The 19500-nt window shown below is 61.4% G+C and carries 17 protein-coding genes; 10 read left to right on the top strand and 7 right to left on the bottom strand.

What is annotated here, in order from left to right; genetic code table 11:
- Positions 1 to 3: 3 nt before the first annotated feature.
- The 4 genes from murA to hisC all read left to right on the top strand — a co-directional run bounded on the left by murA (position 4) and on the right by hisC (position 4538).
- The gene (gene murA, locus KJY40_RS05505) at positions 4 to 1269 is read left to right on the top strand and encodes a UDP-N-acetylglucosamine 1-carboxyvinyltransferase (RefSeq protein WP_115076563.1); all 1266 of its coding nucleotides are present in this window, start codon (positions 4 to 6) and stop codon (positions 1267 to 1269) included.
- A gap of 127 nt (positions 1270 to 1396) precedes the next feature.
- Complete coding sequence (gene hisG / locus KJY40_RS05510) at positions 1397 to 2032, top strand: ATP phosphoribosyltransferase (RefSeq protein WP_007953554.1); 636 nt, start codon at positions 1397 to 1399, stop codon at positions 2030 to 2032.
- A gap of 125 nt (positions 2033 to 2157) precedes the next feature.
- Positions 2158 to 3483, top strand: coding sequence for a histidinol dehydrogenase (gene hisD / locus KJY40_RS05515; RefSeq protein WP_011332480.1), 1326 nt, complete (start codon positions 2158 to 2160; stop codon positions 3481 to 3483).
- 2 nt (positions 3484 to 3485) lie between these two features.
- Positions 3486 to 4538 carry a histidinol-phosphate transaminase gene (gene hisC, locus KJY40_RS05520; RefSeq protein ID WP_230735458.1) on the top strand — a complete coding sequence of 351 codons (1053 nt, stop codon included), beginning with the start codon at positions 3486 to 3488 and terminating at the stop codon, positions 4536 to 4538.
- Between the two features lie 48 nt (positions 4539 to 4586).
- Here the strand turns inward: hisC and KJY40_RS05525 are convergent, their stop codons facing one another.
- The 3 genes from KJY40_RS05525 to algW all read right to left on the bottom strand — a co-directional run bounded on the left by KJY40_RS05525 (position 4587) and on the right by algW (position 8669).
- On the bottom strand, positions 4587 to 5306 hold the full coding sequence (locus KJY40_RS05525) for a DUF4198 domain-containing protein (protein ID WP_230735460.1): 720 nt from the start codon (positions 5304 to 5306) through the stop codon (positions 4587 to 4589).
- A gap of 12 nt (positions 5307 to 5318) precedes the next feature.
- Positions 5319 to 7424 carry a TonB-dependent siderophore receptor gene (locus KJY40_RS05530; protein ID WP_230735462.1) on the bottom strand — a complete coding sequence of 702 codons (2106 nt, stop codon included), beginning with the start codon at positions 7422 to 7424 and terminating at the stop codon, positions 5319 to 5321.
- A gap of 87 nt (positions 7425 to 7511) precedes the next feature.
- Entirely contained in the window at positions 7512 to 8669 is a 1158-nt protein-coding gene (gene algW / locus KJY40_RS05535) for a Do family serine endopeptidase AlgW (RefSeq protein ID WP_230735465.1), read from the bottom strand.
- 103 nt (positions 8670 to 8772) lie between these two features.
- Here algW and KJY40_RS05540 point away from each other — a divergent pair, with 103 nt between their 5' ends.
- The 3 genes from KJY40_RS05540 to cysN all read left to right on the top strand — a co-directional run bounded on the left by KJY40_RS05540 (position 8773) and on the right by cysN (position 12505).
- Positions 8773 to 9531, top strand: a complete 759-nt coding sequence (locus KJY40_RS05540; RefSeq protein ID WP_230735467.1) for a Nif3-like dinuclear metal center hexameric protein — start codon at positions 8773 to 8775, stop codon at positions 9529 to 9531.
- A 148-nt stretch (positions 9532 to 9679) separates the two neighbouring features.
- On the top strand, positions 9680 to 10597 hold the full coding sequence (cysD, locus tag KJY40_RS05545; protein ID WP_007953546.1) for a sulfate adenylyltransferase subunit CysD: 918 nt from the start codon (positions 9680 to 9682) through the stop codon (positions 10595 to 10597).
- Positions 10598 to 10606: 9 nt separating this feature from the next.
- Positions 10607 to 12505: a sulfate adenylyltransferase subunit CysN gene (gene cysN / locus KJY40_RS05550; RefSeq protein ID WP_230735469.1), complete on the top strand. Its 1899-nt coding sequence runs from the start codon at positions 10607 to 10609 to the stop codon at positions 12503 to 12505.
- Positions 12506 to 12573: 68 nt separating this feature from the next.
- Here the strand turns inward: cysN and KJY40_RS05555 are convergent, their stop codons facing one another.
- Genes KJY40_RS05555 through KJY40_RS05565 form a run of 3 tightly spaced genes read right to left on the bottom strand, consistent with a single transcriptional unit; the run spans position 12574 to position 15982 of the window.
- Positions 12574 to 13479 (bottom strand): acyltransferase, encoded by a 906-nt coding sequence (locus tag KJY40_RS05555; RefSeq protein WP_230735471.1) that lies wholly within the window; start codon positions 13477 to 13479, stop codon positions 12574 to 12576.
- Positions 13480 to 13483: 4 nt separating this feature from the next.
- Positions 13484 to 15583, bottom strand: coding sequence for a phosphate acetyltransferase (pta, locus tag KJY40_RS05560; protein ID WP_007959085.1), 2100 nt, complete (start codon positions 15581 to 15583; stop codon positions 13484 to 13486).
- A gap of 60 nt (positions 15584 to 15643) precedes the next feature.
- Positions 15644 to 15982: a DUF3565 domain-containing protein gene (locus KJY40_RS05565; RefSeq protein ID WP_230735472.1), complete on the bottom strand. Its 339-nt coding sequence runs from the start codon at positions 15980 to 15982 to the stop codon at positions 15644 to 15646.
- Here KJY40_RS05565 and KJY40_RS05570 point away from each other — a divergent pair.
- The 3 genes from KJY40_RS05570 to KJY40_RS05580 all read left to right on the top strand — a co-directional run bounded on the left by KJY40_RS05570 (position 15951) and on the right by KJY40_RS05580 (position 18303).
- Complete coding sequence (locus KJY40_RS05570; RefSeq protein WP_085698479.1) at positions 15951 to 16436, top strand: FKBP-type peptidyl-prolyl cis-trans isomerase; 486 nt, start codon at positions 15951 to 15953, stop codon at positions 16434 to 16436. The genes KJY40_RS05565 and KJY40_RS05570 overlap by 32 nt on opposite strands.
- 123 nt (positions 16437 to 16559) lie before the next feature.
- On the top strand, positions 16560 to 17042 hold the full coding sequence (locus tag KJY40_RS05575; RefSeq protein WP_007959082.1) for a glutathione peroxidase: 483 nt from the start codon (positions 16560 to 16562) through the stop codon (positions 17040 to 17042).
- A gap of 157 nt (positions 17043 to 17199) precedes the next feature.
- Entirely contained in the window at positions 17200 to 18303 is a 1104-nt protein-coding gene (locus KJY40_RS05580; protein ID WP_230735474.1) for an NADH:flavin oxidoreductase, read from the top strand.
- On the opposite strand, the gene KJY40_RS05585 is transcribed toward KJY40_RS05580, so the two are convergent.
- Positions 18272 to 19492, bottom strand: a complete 1221-nt coding sequence (locus tag KJY40_RS05585) for a glycosyltransferase family 4 protein (RefSeq protein ID WP_230735477.1) — start codon at positions 19490 to 19492, stop codon at positions 18272 to 18274. The genes KJY40_RS05580 and KJY40_RS05585 overlap by 32 nt on opposite strands.
- Between the last annotated feature and the right edge of the window lie 8 nt (positions 19493 to 19500).

The raw sequence follows: 19500 nt of genomic DNA on the forward strand, positions 1-19500 counted from the left end.
CTTATGGATAAATTGATTATTACCGGTGGCGCTCGTCTTGATGGCGAGATCCGCATCTCCGGGGCGAAGAACTCCGCCCTGCCGATCCTGGCCGCCACCCTGCTGTGCGATGGCCCGGTTACCGTTGGCAACCTGCCGCACCTGCACGACATCACCACCATGATCGAGCTGTTCGGTCGCATGGGCATCGAGCCGGTGATCGACGAGAAGCTCAGCGTCGAAATCGACCCGCGCACCATCAAGACCCTGATCGCTCCGTACGAACTGGTGAAAACCATGCGTGCGTCGATCCTGGTGCTGGGTCCGATGGTTGCACGTTTCGGTGAAGCCGAAGTCGCACTGCCTGGCGGTTGCGCCATCGGTTCGCGTCCGGTCGACCTGCACATCCGTGGCCTGGAAGCCATGGGCGCGGTCATCGACGTCGAAGGCGGCTACATCAAGGCCAAGGCACCTGAAGGCGGCCTGCGCGGCGCGCACTTCTTCTTCGATACCGTCAGCGTGACCGGTACCGAGAACATCATGATGGCTGCCGCTCTGGCCAAGGGCCGCAGCGTGTTGCAGAACGCCGCCCGTGAACCTGAAGTGGTCGACCTGGCTAACTTCCTGAACGCCATGGGTGCCAAGGTTTCCGGTGCCGGCACCGACACCATCACCATCGATGGCGTCGAGCGTCTGGGTTCGGCTTTCTACAAGGTCATGCCTGACCGTATCGAAACCGGCACCTACCTGGTGGCCGCTGCGGTAACCGGCGGCCGCGTGAAGGTCAAGGACACCGATCCGACCATCCTCGAAGCCGTTCTGGAAAAACTCCGTGAATCCGGCGCAGAAATCACCACCGGTGAAGACTGGATCGAGCTGAACATGCACGGCAAGCGCCCGAAAGCGGTCAACGTGCGCACCGCGCCGTACCCGGCGTTCCCGACCGACATGCAGGCGCAGTTCATCTCGCTCAACGCCATTGCCGAAGGCACTGGTGCGGTCATCGAGACGATCTTCGAAAACCGTTTCATGCACGTGTACGAACTGCACCGCATGGGCGCGCACATCCAGGTCGAAGGCAACACCGCCATCGTGACCGGCATCGAAACACTCAAGGGCGCGCCAGTGATGGCAACCGACCTGCGTGCTTCGGCGAGCCTGGTGATTTCGGCACTGGTGGCACAGGGCGATACCCTGATCGACCGCATCTACCACATCGACCGTGGTTACGAGTGCATCGAGGAAAAACTGCAGATGCTGGGCGCCAAGATCCGTCGCGTTCCGGGCTAATCGCTGCATCTGGACACAGGGAAGTGTCCGTTGAATTCGTTTTGATCGGGGGTGGCAACGCCCTCGAAGTATGTCCGGCGCCGATTGCGACCGGACATGAGTACCTTGATAAGGACTGACGTTTCCCATGTTGACCATCGCACTGTCCAAGGGCCGCATCCTTGACGACACCCTGCCGCTTCTCGCCGAAGCGGGCATCGTGCCGACCGAGAATCCGGACAAGAGCCGCAAGCTGATCATCCCTACGACCCAGGAAGACGTTCGCCTGTTGATCGTGCGGGCCACTGACGTGCCGACCTATGTCGAGCATGGCGCGGCCGACCTCGGCGTTGCCGGTAAAGACGTGCTGATGGAATACACAGGGCAAGGCCTGTACGAGCCGCTGGACCTGCAGATTGCCCAGTGCAAGCTGATGACCGCCGGCAAGGTCGGCGCGGTGGAGCCCAAGGGCCGCCTGCGCGTCGCCACCAAGTTCGTCAACGTCGCCAAGCGTTACTACGCCGAGCAGGGCCGTCAGGTCGACATCATCAAGCTGTACGGCTCGATGGAACTGGCACCGCTGATCGGTCTGGCCGACAAGATCATTGACGTGGTCGACACCGGCAACACCCTGCGTGCCAACGGTCTGGAACCCCAGGAACTGATCGCCACGATCAGCTCGCGTCTGGTGGTCAATAAAGCTTCGATGAAAATGCAACACGCCCGAATCCAGGCGTTGATCGACACCCTGCGCAAGGCAGTGGAGTCTCGACACCGCGGCTGATGTACCTGCGCGACGCTAAGTCGCGCCCGTCTATCCGCCTCATAGCCAGAATCTCAGGTGCCCAAGCGGAAACGACTGCTAAGTTAGGGCGCCTGAGTTTTTGCCATTCCTATGAGGCTCTCGCTATGACCGCACCGACTGCAATTCGCCGACTCAACGCTGCTGACCCGGATTTCGCGCATCATCTGGATCATCTGCTGAGCTGGGAAAGTGTGTCTGACGACTCGGTCAATCAGCGCGTGCTGGACATCATCAAGGCTGTGCGCGAGCGCGGTGACGCGGCGCTGGTCGAGTTCACCCAGAAATTCGACGGCCTCGAAGTCGCCTCGATGGCGGACCTGATCCTGCCGCGCGAGCGTCTGGAACTGGCCCTGACCCGCATCACCGTGGCGCAACGCGAAGCGCTGGAAAAAGCCGCCGCCCGCGTGCGCAGCTACCACGAAAAACAGAAGCAGGACTCCTGGAGCTACACCGAAGCCGACGGCACGGTGCTGGGCCAGAAAGTCACGCCACTGGATCGCGCCGGTCTGTACGTGCCGGGCGGCAAGGCGTCGTACCCGTCGTCGGTATTGATGAACGCGATTCCGGCCAAGGTCGCTGGCGTGACTGAAGTGGTCATGGTGGTGCCGACCCCGCGCGGTGAGGTCAACGAGCTGGTGCTGGCGGCGGCGTGCATCGCCGGCGTCGACCGGGTGTTCACCATCGGTGGCGCACAAGCCGTTGCCGCGTTGGCCTATGGCACCGAAAGCGTGCCGCAGGTGGACAAGGTCGTCGGTCCGGGCAACATCTATGTCGCCACCGCCAAGCGTCACGTGTTCGGTCAGGTCGGCATCGACATGATCGCCGGCCCGTCGGAAATCCTCGTAGTGTGCGACGGCCAGACCGATCCGGACTGGATCGCCATGGACCTGTTCTCCCAGGCCGAGCACGACGAAGACGCCCAGGCGATTCTGGTCAGCCCGGACGCCGAGTTCCTCGACAAGGTCGCCGCGAGCATCGACAAATTGCTGCCAACCATGGATCGCGCCACCATCATCGAAACTTCGATCAACGGCCGTGGTGCCCTGATTCACGTGCGCGACATGGCCCAGGCCATCGAAGTCGCCAACCGTATCGCACCGGAACACCTTGAACTGTCGGTTGCCGACCCGCAGGCCTGGTTGCCGCAGATTCGCCACGCCGGCGCGATCTTCATGGGCCGTCACACTTCCGAAGCGCTGGGCGACTACTGCGCCGGTCCGAACCACGTGCTGCCGACGTCCGGCACCGCGCGTTTCTCCTCGCCGCTGGGCGTGTATGACTTCCAGAAGCGCTCGTCGATCATCTTCTGCTCCGAGGCCGGTGCTTCCGAACTCGGCAAGACTGCATCGATCCTGGCCCGTGGCGAATCGCTGAGCGCCCACGCGCGCAGCGCCGAATACCGCATCAAAGACGACGTGAAGGGGAACTGAACATGAGTAAATTCTGGAGCCCGTTCGTCAAGGATCTGGTGCCTTACGTGCCGGGCGAGCAGCCGAAGCTGACCCGCCTGGTCAAGCTCAATACCAACGAAAACCCGTACGGCCCGTCACCAAAAGCACTGGCGGCGATGCAGACCGAACTCAACGACAACCTGCGCCTGTACCCGGACCCGAACAGCGATCTGCTGAAAAACGCCGTCGCCAGGTACTACGGCGTACAAAGCAATCAGGTGTTCCTCGGCAACGGTTCGGACGAAGTGCTGGCGCACATCTTCCACGGTCTGCTGCAACACGATCAACCGATCCTGTTCCCGGACATCAGCTACAGCTTTTATCCGGTCTACTGCGGCCTTTACGGCATCAAGTTCGATGCGGTGCCGCTGGATGCGCAGTTCCAGATCAACCCGGCGGACTACGCCAAGCCGAACGGCGGGATCATCTTCCCTAACCCGAACGCACCAACCGGTTGCCTGCTGGCGCTGGAAGCGGTCGAGCAGATTCTCAAGGCCAGCCCGGATTCGGTGGTGGTCGTCGACGAAGCCTACATCGACTTCGGCGGCGAAACCGCGATCAGTCTGGTGGACCGTTATCCGAACCTGCTGGTGACCCAGACCCTGTCCAAGTCCCGTTCACTGGCGGGCCTGCGGGTCGGTCTGGCGGTCGGCCATCCGGACCTGATCGAGGCGCTGGAGCGGATCAAGAACAGCTTCAACTCCTACCCGATCGATCGCATGGCCAATGTCGGCGCGGCGGCGGCGTTCGAGGATCGCGAGTACTTCGACAAGACCTGCGCACTGGTCATCGAGAGCCGCGAATGGGTGGTTGCGCAGTTGCAGGCCAAGGGCTTCGAAGTGCTGCCATCGGCCGCGAATTTCATCTTCGCCCGGCATCCGCAACACGATGCGGCAGGGCTGGCGGCCAAACTGCGTGAACAGGGCGTGATCGTGCGCCACTTCAAGCAGGAGCGGATTGCCCAGTTCCTGCGGATCTCGATCGGCACGCCGGAGCAGAATCAGGCGTTGATCGACGGTCTCGGCGAGCTCTGAAACGACACTGATCCCTGTGGGTTCCGTCCCGCAGGGATCAGCGTCGGTTTATTCGTGATGCGGTTCGCCCAGGAACGTCAACGAACTGAACAACCCCCGACTGCTCACTTCCGCACTGTCCTTCACCGGCACTTCCACCTGCGCCGCAATCACATTCAATCCCTCATTACGCACCAGCACCTGAGCGCGGCCGTCCTTGTCGGTTTCAGTGCTCAAGGTATTCGGCGCGCTGCGGTAGTCACCGATCAACTTCACGCCCGCTGCCGGTTTGCCATCCAGCAACACCCGCACCGGCAATGATTTCCCCGGCCCGACGGTCAGTGGGTCGACCTCTGGCAGGATCAACAATTTGATCTGATCCAGTCTGGGCAGCTTCGCTCCCGGCTGATAAATCGCCAGGCTGTATTTAAAGGTCTCGGTCGACTCGATGGCGCCCTGGACTTTGCTGCGTCCCTCGTTGATCCATTTCTTGTCGGCGGTTTGCGACCACATGCCATTGTTCAGGGCCACGGCCATCACCGCCGGCGGTTTCAACGGTTGCAGGCGGGCGTGATCCGCCAGGCGCTGCACACTGACGGGAATCATCTTGCCGCTCGTGTCAAAGGCCCACGCCCCGCTGACTTTTTGTGCTTTGAACGCATTGTCCTCGGCACCGTGGCCGTAGACGACTTCGATATTGCCGCGTCGTTGTTCGGTCCACAAACCGTGGGCCGAGGCGTGAGTGGCGAACAGCGCGGCGATGAGCAGCAGGGATTTGCCGTAATGCATGGTGACGTCCTTTTACAGGTTGAGTGTCAGGCTGACCGTGAAATTGCGCGGCTCGCCGGGGTTTACCCAGTAGTTGCTGTACGAGCGCTCGTAATACTTTTCGTCGAACAGGTTGTTCAGGTTCAGGCCGACGGTGACGGTGTCGCTGGCCTTGTAATGGGCCAGCAGGTCGACGGTGTGATAGGCCGGCAGCTCGAAATCGCTTCCGGACTCACCTGAGCGGTCACCGACGTAGGTGAACGCCGCGCCGATATCCGAGCCGCGCAAGCGGCCGTCCTGAAACTCATAGACACCCAGCAGGCTGCCGCTGCGTTTGGCCACCCCGAGGATGCGGCTACCGGCGGGGATCGCGGCATCACCCTTGGTGACTTCGGCGTCGATCCAGGCGAAGGCGCCGATCACCCTGACGGCGTCGGTGACTTGCCCGGTGACTTGCAGATCGAAACCCCGGCTGCGGGCCTTGCCCATGGCGCGGCTGGTGTCGGTGCCCGGGTCGAGGGCGAGGACGTTTTCCTTGTCGATATGGAAGAAGGCGAGAGTGCTGCTTAACCGTTCGTCGAACAGCTCGTTCTTGATGCCGATTTCGTAACCCACACCTTCCTCCGGATCGAAGGATTTGCCAGCCGCATCGAGACCGTTGTTCGGTTTGAATGAGGTCGAGGCGTTGGCGAACAGGCCGGTGTCCGGGGTCAGTTGATAGAGCAGGCCGGCACGTTGAGTGAGCGCATCGTGGGTCTGGCGGCTGGTGCTGTTGCGGCTGTGGTCATCGATGTTTTGCTCAAAGTGCTCGAATCGCGCCCCGATCATCCCGCGCAGTTTTTCGCTGAAGACGATTTGATCCTGCAGGTTCAGCGCATGGCTTTCGACGTGTTCGAAGAAATCTGTGCCGGAGCGTGCGCCGTTGGGTTTGGGCTGGCCGTATACCGGGTTATAGATATCGATGGCGTAAGGCCCGCCGGCGATGGTGGTGACGCGCTCGTTCTTGCGGAAGTTCTCGTACTCGCTGCCGATCAGCAGTTCGTGCTGCCAGGTGCCGACGTCGAACAGACCGCGCAGTTCCAGCTGGGTGATGCTGTCGTGCCAGTTGGTATCGCGTTCGCGATAGCGGCGGTTGACTGTGTGGCCATCGGCGTTCAACGGGCGGTTTTCGGAGGCAAAACCCCAGAGCTTGCCTTCCTTGTAATGGCTGGCCAGGCGCAGTTTCCAGGCATCGTTGAGGTGGTGCTCAAGCGTGGCTTGCAGTCTGTTGTTGTGGTTGTCGATGTTGCCGTCGTTCGGCTCACCCAGGAATGTCGAGCGCGAGACGCCGCTCCATTTATTGTTTGGCGCAACGATGCCGCGGTCGAAGGTCGAGCTATGACGCACGAATTCGCTCTCCACCAGCAGGCTGGTGTCCGGGTTCAACTGCCAACTGAAAGAGGGGGCGACGAAGACGCGTTTGCTGTCGACGTGATCGCGAAAGCTGTTGTTGTCCTCGACTGCGAGGTTGATTCGCGACAGCACATCACCCTGATCATCCAGCGGCGTGTTGACGTCCAGCGCGGTGCGATAACGATCCCAACTGCCAGCACTGGTTTGCAGGGTAGTGAACGCTTCGGGCTGCGGTTTCTTGGTGACGATGTTCACCGTGCCCCCCGGATCGCCTCGGCCGTACAGGCTGGCGGCAGGTCCCTTGAGCACTTCGATGCGCTCGATGTTGGCGGCGTCGGGTGTGCTCGGGTAACCGCGGTTGGCGCTGAAGCCGTCCTGGTAAAACTCCGAGGTGGTGAAACCGCGCACGCTGTATTCGTACAGCGTCAGGCCACCGAAGTTGTTTTGCTTGGACACGCCACCGGCGAAATCCAGCGCACGTTCGACGCTGGTGCTGCCCAGATCTTTGAGCACGCTGGCGGGCACCACGTTGATGGCTTGGGGGATGTCACGGATGGCGGTGTCGGTTTTGGTGGCGCTGGACGAGCGCGTGGCTCGATAGCCTTTAATCGGGCCGGTAGGGGATTCGTAATCGGAGGTGACGCTGATGGTGTCGAGTTCAAGTGTTTGCGGTTCATCGGCAAACGCGGGATCGCCCAGCAAGCCAAGGGTCAGGCCGAGGAGCGAGGCCTTTTTTCGAGACGACATGTTATGTTGTTCCAATGTATTAATTGAAACAATATAACATGCCTGTTGAGAATGTCTGCTATTCGCGCTTCTGTCGCGAAAAGCGTCTTAGCCTTCTTTTTCCTGCACCGGAGCCGGCGGCGGACGCAGACCGATCTCGGCGGTCAGCTTCAACTCCTTGCCATTGCGCATCACCTGAATCGTGACCTTGTCGGTCGGCTTGATTCGCGCCACCTGGTTCATCGACTTGCGGCCATCACCGGCCGGTTCGCCGTCGATGCTCAGGATCACGTCGCCCAGTTGCAGGCCAGCCTTCTGGGCCGGGCCATCGCGGAAAATCCCCGCCACCACGATTCCCGGACGCCCGGACAGGCCAAACGACTCGGCCAGTTCCTGGGTCAACGGTTGCACTTCAATGCCCAGCCAGCCGCGAATGACCTGACCGTGCTCGATGATCGACTTCATCACCTCCATCGCCAGCTTCACCGGAATCGCGAAGCCGATGCCTTGGGAGCCGCCGGACTTGGAGAAGATCGCGGTGTTGATGCCGGTGAGGTTGCCGTTGGCGTCGACCAGCGCACCGCCGGAGTTGCCCGGGTTGATCGCCGCGTCGGTCTGGATGAAGTCTTCGTAGTTGTTCAGGCCCAACTGATTGCGGCCGGTGGCGCTGATGATGCCCATGGTCACGGTCTGGCCGACGCCGAACGGGTTGCCGATGGCCAGTGCGACGTCGCCGATGCGGATGTTGTCGGAGCGGCCGACGGTGATCGAAGGCAGGGTTTTCAGGTCGATCTTCAGGACCGCGAGGTCGGTTTCCGGGTCGCTGCCGATCACTCGAGCGAGGGTTTCGCGACCGTCCTTGAGCGCCACGACGATCTGGTCGGCGCCGCTGGTGACGTGGTTGTTGGTCAGGATGTAGCCTTCCGGACTCATGATCACGCCGGAGCCGAGGCTCGACTCCATGCGCTTCTGCTTCGGCGAATTGTCACCGAAGAAGCGGCGGAACTGCGGATCTTCGAACAACGGATGCGCCGGTTTTGCGATGACTTTGGTGGTGTAGAGGTTCACCACCGACGGCGCGGCGATGGTCACCGCGTCCGCATAGGACACAGGCCCCTGCTGCACGCTGGTGGTCTGCGGGGCCTGTTGCAGGTTGACGTCGAGGCTCGGAAGCCCGACCCACTGCGGGTAACGCTGAATAATCAACAGAGCGATAAGCACGCCGGCCAACAGCGGCCAGCCGAAAAAACGCAGCGCCTTGAGCATTAAGCACGTCCTGGAAAAGTTGCAGGCGGGGTCAGACCGCCCATAATGTCGCGCATTATACGAGGCCGCGCGTGCCTCTGAACGGGATTTTCAGGAGTCTTTCATGGCCGTTGCCCTCAGTACCCTGGTCGAAGAAGCCGACCGTTACCTCGGCAGTGCGAAAATTGCCGATTATTGCCCCAACGGCCTGCAGGTCGAGGGCCGTCCGCAGGTAATGCGCATCGTCAGCGGCGTCACCGCCAGCCAGGCATTGCTCGACGCCGCCGTCGAGGCCGAAGCCGATCTGGTACTGGTGCATCACGGTTATTTCTGGAAGGGCGAGAACCCGTGCATCACCGGCATGAAGCAGCGCCGTCTGAAGACGCTGCTCAAGCACGACATCAGCCTGCTCGGCTATCACCTGCCACTGGATCTGCACCCGGACGTCGGCAACAACGTGCAACTGGCCCGTCAGTTGGACATCACCGTCGAAGGACCGCTGGATCCGGACAACCTGAAGATCGTCGGTCTGGTCGGTTCGTTGAGCGAGCCGATGACCCCGCGTGACTTCGCCCGCAAAGTGCAGGAAATCATGGGGCGCGAGCCGCTGCTGGTCGAAGGCGGCGCGATGATCCGCCGGGTCGGCTGGTGCACCGGTGGCGGTCAGGGTTACATCGACAACGCCATCGCGGCGGGCGTCGATCTGTTCCTCAGCGGCGAAGCCTCCGAGCAGACATTCCACAGCGCTCGGGAAAACGACATCAGCTTCATCGCCGCCGGCCACCACGCTACCGAACGCTATGGCGTGCAGGCGCTGGGCGACTATCTGGCGAAGCGTTTTGCTCTCGAGCACATCTTCATCGACTGCCCGAATCCGATCTGACTTTTCCCTGAAAGCACCCGAACGGGCGGGCATATTCATATACCCTTTCGATCTAGTTGGCGTCCTGATTAGAAGAGGTTGCTGTGCTAGGATTCCTCGCTCGAACACGGCCCGCTGGCCGTTCATAAGAAAGCTTTCGTGAGTAGCCATGGTCGACAAACTGACGCATCTGAAACAGCTGGAGGCGGAAAGCATCCACATCATCCGCGAGGTGGCCGCCGAGTTCGACAACCCGGTGATGCTGTACTCCATCGGTAAAGACTCCGCCGTGATGCTGCATCTGGCACGCAAGGCGTTCTTCCCGGGCAAACTGCCGTTTCCGGTGATGCACGTCGACACCCGCTGGAAATTCCAGGAGATGTACAAGTTCCGCGACAAGATGGTCGAAGAACTGGGCCTGGACCTGATCACCCACGTCAACCCGGATGGCGTTGCGCAGGGCATCAACCCGTTCACCCACGGCAGCGCCAAGCACACCGACATCATGAAAACCGAGGGCCTGAAGCAGGCACTCGACAAGCATGGTTTCGACGCCGCTTTCGGCGGTGCCCGTCGCGATGAAGAGAAGTCCCGCGCCAAGGAGCGTGTCTACTCGTTCCGTGACAGCAAACACCGCTGGGACCCGAAGAACCAGCGTCCGGAGCTGTGGAACGTCTACAACGGCAAGGTCAACAAGGGCGAATCCATCCGCGTATTCCCGTTGTCGAACTGGACCGAGCTGGACATCTGGCAGTACATCTACCTCGAAGGCATCCCGATCGTACCGCTGTACTTTGCGGCCGAACGCGAAGTGATCGAGAAGAACGGCACGCTGATCATGATCGACGACGAGCGCATCCTCGAGCACCTGTCCGACGAGGACAAGGCGCGCATCGTCAAAAAGAAAGTGCGTTTCCGTACCCTTGGCTGCTACCCGTTGACGGGCGCGGTGGAGTCCGAGGCCGAAAGCCTGACGGACATCATTCAGGAAATGCTCCTGACGCGAACTTCCGAGCGCCAGGGCCGGGTCATCGACCACGATGGCGCAGGCTCGATGGAAGACAAGAAACGTCAGGGTTATTTCTAAGGGGTTGTCATGTCGCACGCATCTGATTTGATCAGCGAGGACATCCTCGCCTACCTGGGCCAGCACGAACGTAAAGAGCTGCTGCGCTTTTTGACCTGCGGTAACGTCGATGACGGCAAGAGCACCCTGATCGGGCGCCTGCTGCACGACTCGAAGATGATCTACGAAGATCACCTCGAAGCCATCACCCGCGATTCGAAGAAAGTCGGCACCACCGGTGACGACATCGACTTGGCATTGCTGGTCGACGGCCTGCAGGCCGAGCGCGAGCAGGGCATCACCATCGATGTCGCCTACCGCTATTTCTCCACCGCCAAGCGCAAATTCATCATCGCCGACACCCCCGGCCATGAGCAGTACACCCGCAACATGGCCACCGGTGCGTCCACCTGTGACCTGGCGATCATCCTGGTCGATGCCCGTTACGGCGTGCAGACCCAGACCCGTCGCCACAGTTTCATCGCCTCGTTGCTGGGCATCAAACACATCGTTGTCGCCATCAACAAGATGGACCTCAAGGGCTTCGATCAGGGCGTGTTCGAGTCGATCAAGGCCGACTACCTGAAGTTCGCCGAAGGCTTGAAGATGAAGCCGACGAGCATGCACTTCGTGCCGATGTCTGCCCTGAAGGGCGACAACGTGGTGAACAAGTCCGAGCGCTCGCCGTGGTACACCGGCCAGTCGCTGATGGAAATTCTCGAGACCGTGGAAGTGGCGGGCGATCGCAACTTCACCGATCTGCGTTTCCCGGTGCAGTACGTCAACCGTCCGAACCTGAACTTCCGCGGTTTCGCCGGCACCCTCGCCAGCGGCATCGTCAAGAAGGGCGACGAAGTCGTGGTCCTGCCGTCGGGCAAGAGCAGCCGCGTGAAATCCATCGTCACCTTCGAAGGTGAACTGGAACACGCAGGCCCTGGCCAGGCGGTAACGCTGACCATGGAAGACGAGATCGACATCTCTCGTGGTGATCTGCTGGTACACGCCGACAACGTTCCGCCGGTGACCGACAGCTTCGAAGCGATGCTGGTGTGGATGGCCGAAGAGCCGATGCTGCCGGGCAAGAAATACGACATCAAGCGCGCTACCAGTTACGTGCCGGGCTCCATTGCCAGCATCGTCAACAAGGTCGACTTCAACACCCTCGAAGAAGGCCCGGCGAGCGCGTTGCAGCTCAACGAAATCGGCAAGGTGAAGATTGCGCTCGATGCGCCGATCGCCCTCGACGGTTACGACAGTAACCGCACCACTGGCGCGTTCATCGTCATCGACCGTTTGACCAACGGCACCGTCGGCGCCGGCATGATCGTCGCTCAGCCGGTGACCCATGGCACGGCCATGCACCACGGCAAACTGGCCCATGTAGCAACCCAAGAGCGCGCTCAGCGTTTCGGTCAGCAACCGGCCACCGTGCTGTTCAGCGGCCTGTCGGGCGCTGGCAAGAGCACCTTGGCTTACGCGGTCGAGCGCAAGCTGTTCGATCTGGGTCGGGCGGTGTTTGTGCTGGATGGCCAGAACCTGCGTCACGATCTCAACAAGGGGCTGCCGCAGGATCGCGCCGGTCGCACCGAGAACTGGCGTCGTGCCGCACACGTGGCGCGTCAGTTCAACGAAGCGGGCCTGCTGACGCTTGCGGCGTTCGTGGCGCCGAGTGCCGAAGGTCGTGAGCAGGCGAAGGATCTGATTGGCAAGGAGCGTCTGCTGACGGTTTATGTCCAGGCCTCGCCGACTGTGTGCGCCGAGCGTGATCCGCAAGGGTTGTATGCGGCGGGTGGCGACAACATTCCGGGTGAGTCTTTCCCGTATGACGTGCCGCTGGATGCTGATCTGGTGATCGACACCCAGTCGCTGTCGCTGGATGAAAGCGTGAAGCAGGTGCTGGATCTGCTGCGTAAACGTGGCGCGATCTAAGCGCTGAGCGGAAATGAAAAGCCCGCCGATGAGTGATCATCGGCGGGCTTTTTATTTGGCTGTGATCGTTAGCGGCGGTTCGGGTATTCGCGGTGCATCTGCGCAAGCAGCGCATCCTTGTCCTGCCACAGCTGATTGATCCAGCCCTGGAATTGCAGGCGATACTCGCCGTCCTGGTCGTAGTTCTTGCCGATGAACTGCGGCGGGATTTTCAGTTCTTCGAAGTGCACCACTACGTCTCGGACGTTGCCGCACAGCAGATCCCAGAAGCCAGGACGCCCGCCCGGATAGTGGATGGTGACGTTGACGATCGATTCCAGTTGTTCGCCCATCGCATCCAGTACGAAGGCAATGCCGCCGGCCTTGGGCTTGAGCAGGTATTTGAACGGCGATTGCTGCTGTGCGTGCTTGCCTTCGGTGAAGCGTGTGCCTTCGACGAAGTTGAAGATGCCTACCGGGTTGTCGCGGAATTTCGCGCAGGTCTTGCGGGTGGTTTCCAGGTCTTTGCCTTTCTTTTCCGGGTGCTTTTCCAGGTACACCTTCGAATAGCGTTTCATGAACGGGAAGCCCAGTGTCCACCATGCCAGACCGATGATCGGCACCCAGATCAGTTCCTGCTTGAGAAAAAACTTCAGCGGCTGGATGCGTCGGTTGAGCACGTATTGCAGCACCAGAATGTCGACCCAGCTCTGGTGGTTGCTGGTGATCAGGTACGAGTGCTGATAGTCCAGGCCTTGCAGACCGCTGAGGTGCCAGCGGGTGCGGCGGACCAGGTTCATCCAGCCTTTGTTGTTGCTGATCCAGGCTTCGTGGGTGTGGCTCATCAGCCAGCGCGAGGCGCGGCGTGCGAGGTCGAACGGCAGCACTTTGATCAGCGCCACGAGAAACAGGAACGAGCACAGCAGGATCGTGTTCAGCGCCAGCAGCAGCGCGGCGATCACGCCGCGCAGAGGGGCAGGGAGAAAAGCCAGCATCGGGTCAGATATCCAGAGGTCGGTTGGCAGCCTGAATCGCGGTCAGGGCGATGGTGTAGACGATGTCGTCGACCTGCGCGCCGCGCGGCAGATCGTTCACCGGTTTGCGCAGGCCTTGCAGCATCGGGCCGAGGCTGACGCAATCGGCGCTGCGCTGCACGGCTTTGTGGGTGGTGTTGCCGGTGTTCAGGTCGGGGAACACGAACACTGTGGCGCGACCGGCCACCTGGCTGTTCGGCGCCAGTTGTCGGGCGACGGTTTCGTTGGCGGCGGCGTCGTACTGCAACGGGCCGTCGATCAGCAGCGAGTGCTGTTGTTCGTGGGCGAGCAGGGTGGCTTCACGGACTTTTTCGACCTCCTCGCCGGTGGCCGATTCGCCGCTGGAGTAGCTGATCATCGCCACGCGCGGGGTGATGCCGAACGCGGCGGCCGAGTCGGCGCTTTGCAGGGCGATTTCGGCCAGTTCGCTGGCGCTCGGGTGCGGGTTCATCACGCAGTCGCCGTAGACCAGCACTTCTTCGGGGAACAGCATGAAGAACACCGACGACACCAGCGTGCAGCCCGGCGCGGTTTTAATCAGCTGCAAGGCCGGGCGGATGGTGTTGGCGGTGGTGTTGATGATGCCGGAGACCAGGCCGTCGACTTCATCCAGCGCCAGCATCATGGTGCCGATCACCACGGTGTCTTCCAGTTGTTGCTCGGCCATCGGCGCGTTGAGGCTTTTGCTCTTGCGCAGGGCGACCATCGGCTCGACGTAGCGCTCGCGGATCAGGTCCGGATCGAGGATTTCCAGCCCCGGCGGCAGCACGATGCCCTGGGCCCGGGCGACGGCTTCGACGTCTGCCGGTTTGGCCAGCAGCACGCAACGGGCAATCCCGCGCTCCTGACAGATCGCCGCCGCCTGTACGGTGAACGGCTCGCTGCCCTCGGGCAGGACGATGCGTTTGTTGGCGGCCTGGGCGCGTTGAATCAATTGATAACGGAACACGGCTGGCGACAGGCGCATTTCCCGTGGCGTACCGCAGCGCTGGTGCAGCCAGTTGGCATCCAGATGGCTGGCGACGAAGTCGGTGATGATCTCGGCGCGCTCGCGGTCATCGACGGGAATTTCCTTGTTCAGGCCGTTGAGCAGGTTGGCGGTGTCGTAGGAGCCGGTGCTCACCGACAACACCGGCAGACCGGCCTGCAACGCACCACGGCACAGATCCATGATGCGCGGATCGGGCAGGGTGTCGCTGGTCAGCAGCAGACCGGCCAGTGGTACACCGTTGATGGCCGCGAGGCTGACGGCGAGGATGATGTCGTCGCGATCGCCGGGGGTCACCACCAGCACGCCGGGCTTGAGCAGGTCCACGGTGTTGCGCATGGTGCGCGCGCAAATGATGGTCTTGGTCATGCGCCGGGTTTCGTAGTCGCCGGCGTTGAGCACCTGGGCGCCCATCAGATCGGCGACGTCGCGGGTGCGCGGAGCGTTGAGTTCGGGCTGGAACGGAATGCAGCCGAGCAGACGGAAATCACCGGTGCGCAGCAACGGTGAATGCTCTTTCAGACGCGCGGCGAAGGCATCCATGCTTTCGTCGGTCTTGACCTTGTTGAGGATCACACCGAGGACTTTCGGGTCTTTCGGACCGCCGAACAGTTGCGCCTGCAACTCGACGCGACCGGACAGTTCGGTCAGCACTTCGTTTTCCGGGGCCGAGACCAGAATCACTTCGGCATCCAGGCTCTTGGCCAGGTGCAGGTTGACCCGCGCGGCGTAGCTGGCGCTGCGGGTCGGCACCATGCCTTCGACAACCAGCACGTCTTTGCCGATGGCGGCCTGCTGATAGAGGGTGATGATTTCTTCGAGCAACTCGTCGAGCTGACCGTCGCCGAGCATCCGCTCGACGTGGGCCAGGCCCAGTGGCTGCGGCGGTTTCAGGCCGTGGGTGCGGGCCACCAGTTCGGTGGAGCGCTCAGGGCCGGTGTCGCCCGGATGTGGCTGGGCAATCGGTTTGAAGAAGCCGACTTTCAGCCCGGCCCGCTCCAGCGTCCGCACCAGCCCGAGGCTGATGGAGGTCAGACCCACACCAAAGTCGGTGGGTGCGATAAAAAAAGTTTGCATGCGGATTCTCTAAGGGTGCATGGCAATGGCGATCGTCTCTGTGTGCCGATCTGCCGAATTTCAGTCGCCAAGGTTATCGCTAACCGAGCCTTGAGCGCACCAACCGCAAGCAAAGGGTTGGCCTATTTTTTCAATACGTTGCGCCGCGTCCAGGACCCATGCCCGGGACTGCCAGGGCGGGAGGTGGCGCAGGTGCTGGGTGTGGCCGCAGGACAGCTCGGCGACCCAGTGGCCGTCCTCGTCCTGATGGAATCCGGTGACGGTCACGGGCGCCAATCCGTCCCGTCTGTCCGGGTTCTGTTCGCTTTCGGGCAAATCCTTGTTTAGACTTGTCCGTTCTTCATTCTTATGCAAAAGGTCTCGCCCCATGCTGATCGCCGCCAATAAGGCTGTCTCCATCGACTATACCCTGACCAACGACGCTGGTGAGGTCATCGACAGCTCCGCCGGCGGCGCTCCGCTGGTCTACCTGCATGGCGCAGGCAACATCATCCCGGGCCTGGAAAAAGCCCTGGAAGGTAAAGAAGTCGGCAACGAACTGGAAGTGTCCGTCGAGCCGGAAGATGCCTATGGCGAATACGCCGCTGAACTGGTCAGCACCCTGAGCCGCAGCATGTTCGAAGGCGTTGACGAGCTGGAAGTCGGCATGCAGTTCCACGCTTCGGCGCCGGACGGCCAGATGCAGATCGTCACCATCCGTGACCTGGACGGCGACGACGTCACCGTCGACGGCAACCACCCGCTGGCCGGTCAGCGCCTGAACTTCAAAGTGAAGGTCGTTGCCATCCGTGACGCCAGCCAGGAAGAAATCGCTCATGGTCACGTCCATGGCGAAGGTGGCCATCACCACTGATTTTCTGCGCTAAGCTTTCGAGTACTGGAGAGGCGCCCGAGGGCGCCTTTTTAGTCCGCGGCTGTCCTTGGTGGCCTCGCCAAGTGGCTGTTTCGAGTAGAAAACGGGAATCTGGAGTTCGTCATGAGTGCTTTTCACGACCTTAAGTTGACAGCCCTGGATGGTCAGGAGCTACCGCTGGCACCCTTCAAGGGCCAAGTCGTGCTGGTGGTCAACGTCGCCTCCAAATGCGGCTTGACCCCACAGTACGCGGCGCTGGAAAACCTTTATCAGCAATACAAAGGCAAAGGCTTCAGTGTGCTGGGCCTGCCGTGCAACCAGTTTGCCGGTCAGGAACCGGGCAGTGAGCAGGAGATCCAGGAATTCTGCAGCCTCAACTATGGCGTGAGTTTTCCGTTGTCGAAAAAGCTCGAAGTCAACGGTCACGACCGTCATCAGCTGTACCGTCTGCTGGCGGGCGAGGGCGCCGAATTTCCCGGTGACATCACCTGGAATTTCGAGAAATTCCTGCTCGGCAAGGACGGTCGGGTGCTGGCCCGCTTCTCGCCGCGCACGGCGCCGGATGATCCTTCGGTGATTACGGCGATTGAAAAAGCCCTGAGCTGAAACACAAAGATCGCAGCCTTTGAGCTGCGATTTTTTTCGCCTGCCTTTTGACCCTTAATCATTCAGATCAATAGTGCTATCGGCCGTTTGAAACTCCGCATATTATCGCCGTCATATGAATCGCATGCCCGTCGATCAATTTTTCGTGGAGCCTCCCATGCCCGTGCAAGCCCTGTTCAAACCGTTCCAGCTTGGTGCCCTCGAACTGCCGACCCGCGTGGTCATGGCGCCGATGACCCGCTCGTTTTCCCCGGGCGGTGTGCCCAATTCCAAAGTGATCGAATACTACCGTCGTCGCGCGGCGGCCGGTGTCGGCCTGATCATCACCGAAGGCACCACCGTCGGTCACCAGGCTTCCAACGGTTACCCGAACGTGCCGCACTTCTACGGTGAAGCCGCGCTGGCCGGCTGGAAGAAGGTCGTGGATGCGGTACACGCCGAAGGCGGCAAGATCGTTCCGCAACTGTGGCACGTCGGCAATGTGCGCCGCATCGGCACCGAGCCGGACGCGAGCGTGCCGGGTTACGGCCCGTCGGAAAAACTCAAGGACGGTCAGGTCGTGGTGCACGGCATGACCAAACAGGACATCCAGGACGTCATCGCAGCCTTCGCCCAAGCGGCGAAAGATGCCCAAAGCATCGGCATGGACGGCGTGGAAATCCACGGCGCCCACGGTTACCTGATCGACCAGTTCTTCTGGGAAGGCAGCAACCAGCGCACCGACGAATACGGTGGCAGCCTGGCCAACCGTTCGCGTTTCGCCATCGAGCTGATCCAGGCGGTACGTGCGGCGGTGGGCGAAGGCTTCCCGATCATCTTCCGTTTCTCGCAGTGGAAACAGCAGGACTACACCGCGCGTCTGGTGCAAACAGCCGAAGCACTGGGCGAATTCCTCAAGCCGTTGTCCGACGCCGGTGTGGACATTTTCCACTGCTCGACGCGCCGTTTCTGGGAGCCGGAATTCGACGGTTCCGACCTGAACCTGGCCGGCTGGACCCGCAAGCTGACCGGCAAACCGACCATCACCGTCGGCAGCGTCGGCCTCGATGGCGAGTTCCTGCAGTTCATGGTCAACACTGACAAGGTCGCGCAGCCGGCCAGCCTGGAAAAACTGCTGGAGCGTCTGAACAACGACGAGTTCGATCTGGTGGCGGTGGGGCGTGCGCTGCTGGTCGATCCGGACTGGGCGCAGAAAGTGCGCGAAGGCCGCGAGCAGGACATTCTGCCCTTCAGCCGTGAGGCGTTGATGACGCTGGTTTGATCGCCGTGGGCGGCTTGTCGCGCAGGTCGCGGCAAGCCCCCAGCAAATGGTTTTCAAACTGTTCGACGATGGCCGCCCAACCCTGGCGGCTGGCGTGTTGGCGTGCGTTCAGGCGTACGCAGCGCAACCTTTCGTCTTCCTCCAGCAGCCACGCCGCTGCTTCGCAGAACGCCTCTTCATCGCCGGGCATCGCCAGCACGCCGTTGTAGCCATGGCGAATATGCTGGGCCGCAGCGGCCTGATCGTAAGCCACTACCCCCAGACCTGAGGCCAGCGCCTCCAGCACGACGTTGCCGAAGGTTTCGGTCAGGCTCGGAAACAGAAAAACATCCCCCGACGCGTAGTGCGCCGCCAGCGCTTCGCCACGTTGCGAGCCGCAGAAAATCGCCTCGGGCAGTTCCTTTTCCAGTGCCATTCGTTGCGGCCCGTCGCCGACCACGATCAGCTTCAGGTTGCGCTGTGGATAAGTGCTGGCGAGCTTTTCGAAACTGCGTTTGAGCAGGCCGAGGTTTTTCTCCGGCGCCAGGCGTCCTACGTGAATGACCGCAATGTCCCGCTCGCCGAGACCCCATTGCTCACGCAAGGCATTCAGGCGTTTGGCCGGGTGAAACAACTGGCTGTCGACACCCCGCGACAGCAGCGCCAGGCGTTCGAAATGCCGGCGCTCCAGCTCCAGGCGCTGGCTGACGCTCGGCACCAGCGTTAGCGCCGAACGGTTGTGAAACCAGCGCAGATAGTGGGTGAGCAAGCGCGTCAGCAAACCCAGTCCGTACTGGTGGGTGTATTGCTGGAAATTGGTGTGAAAGCCGCTGACCACGGCAATCCCCAGGCGCCGTGCCGCGCGCAAAGCCGACAGCCCGAGCGGACCTTCGGTGGCGATATAGAGCACGTCCGGGCGCTGGCGCGTCCAGCGTCGCAACAGTTTGTGCATCGACGACTGCCCCCATTGCAACCCCGGATAACCCGGCAACGGCCAGCCCCGGCACAGCAGCAGCGATTCGTCTTCAGTGCGCTGTGGATCGTCAGCCTGACGCGGTCGCACCAGTTCCACCCGATGCCCGCGTGCGCGCAAACCGTCGCACAAGCGGCCAAGGGTATTGGCCACGCCGTTGATTTCCGGTGGGAAGGTTTCGCTGATGAGGGTGATATGTAGAGCTGTCGTCATGGCCTCAGTGTCGGCTGAGGCCATGTCGTGGT

It is taken from the genome of Pseudomonas fitomaticsae (assembly GCF_021018765.1).
Lineage (GTDB): Bacteria > Pseudomonadota > Gammaproteobacteria > Pseudomonadales > Pseudomonadaceae > Aquipseudomonas > Aquipseudomonas fitomaticsae.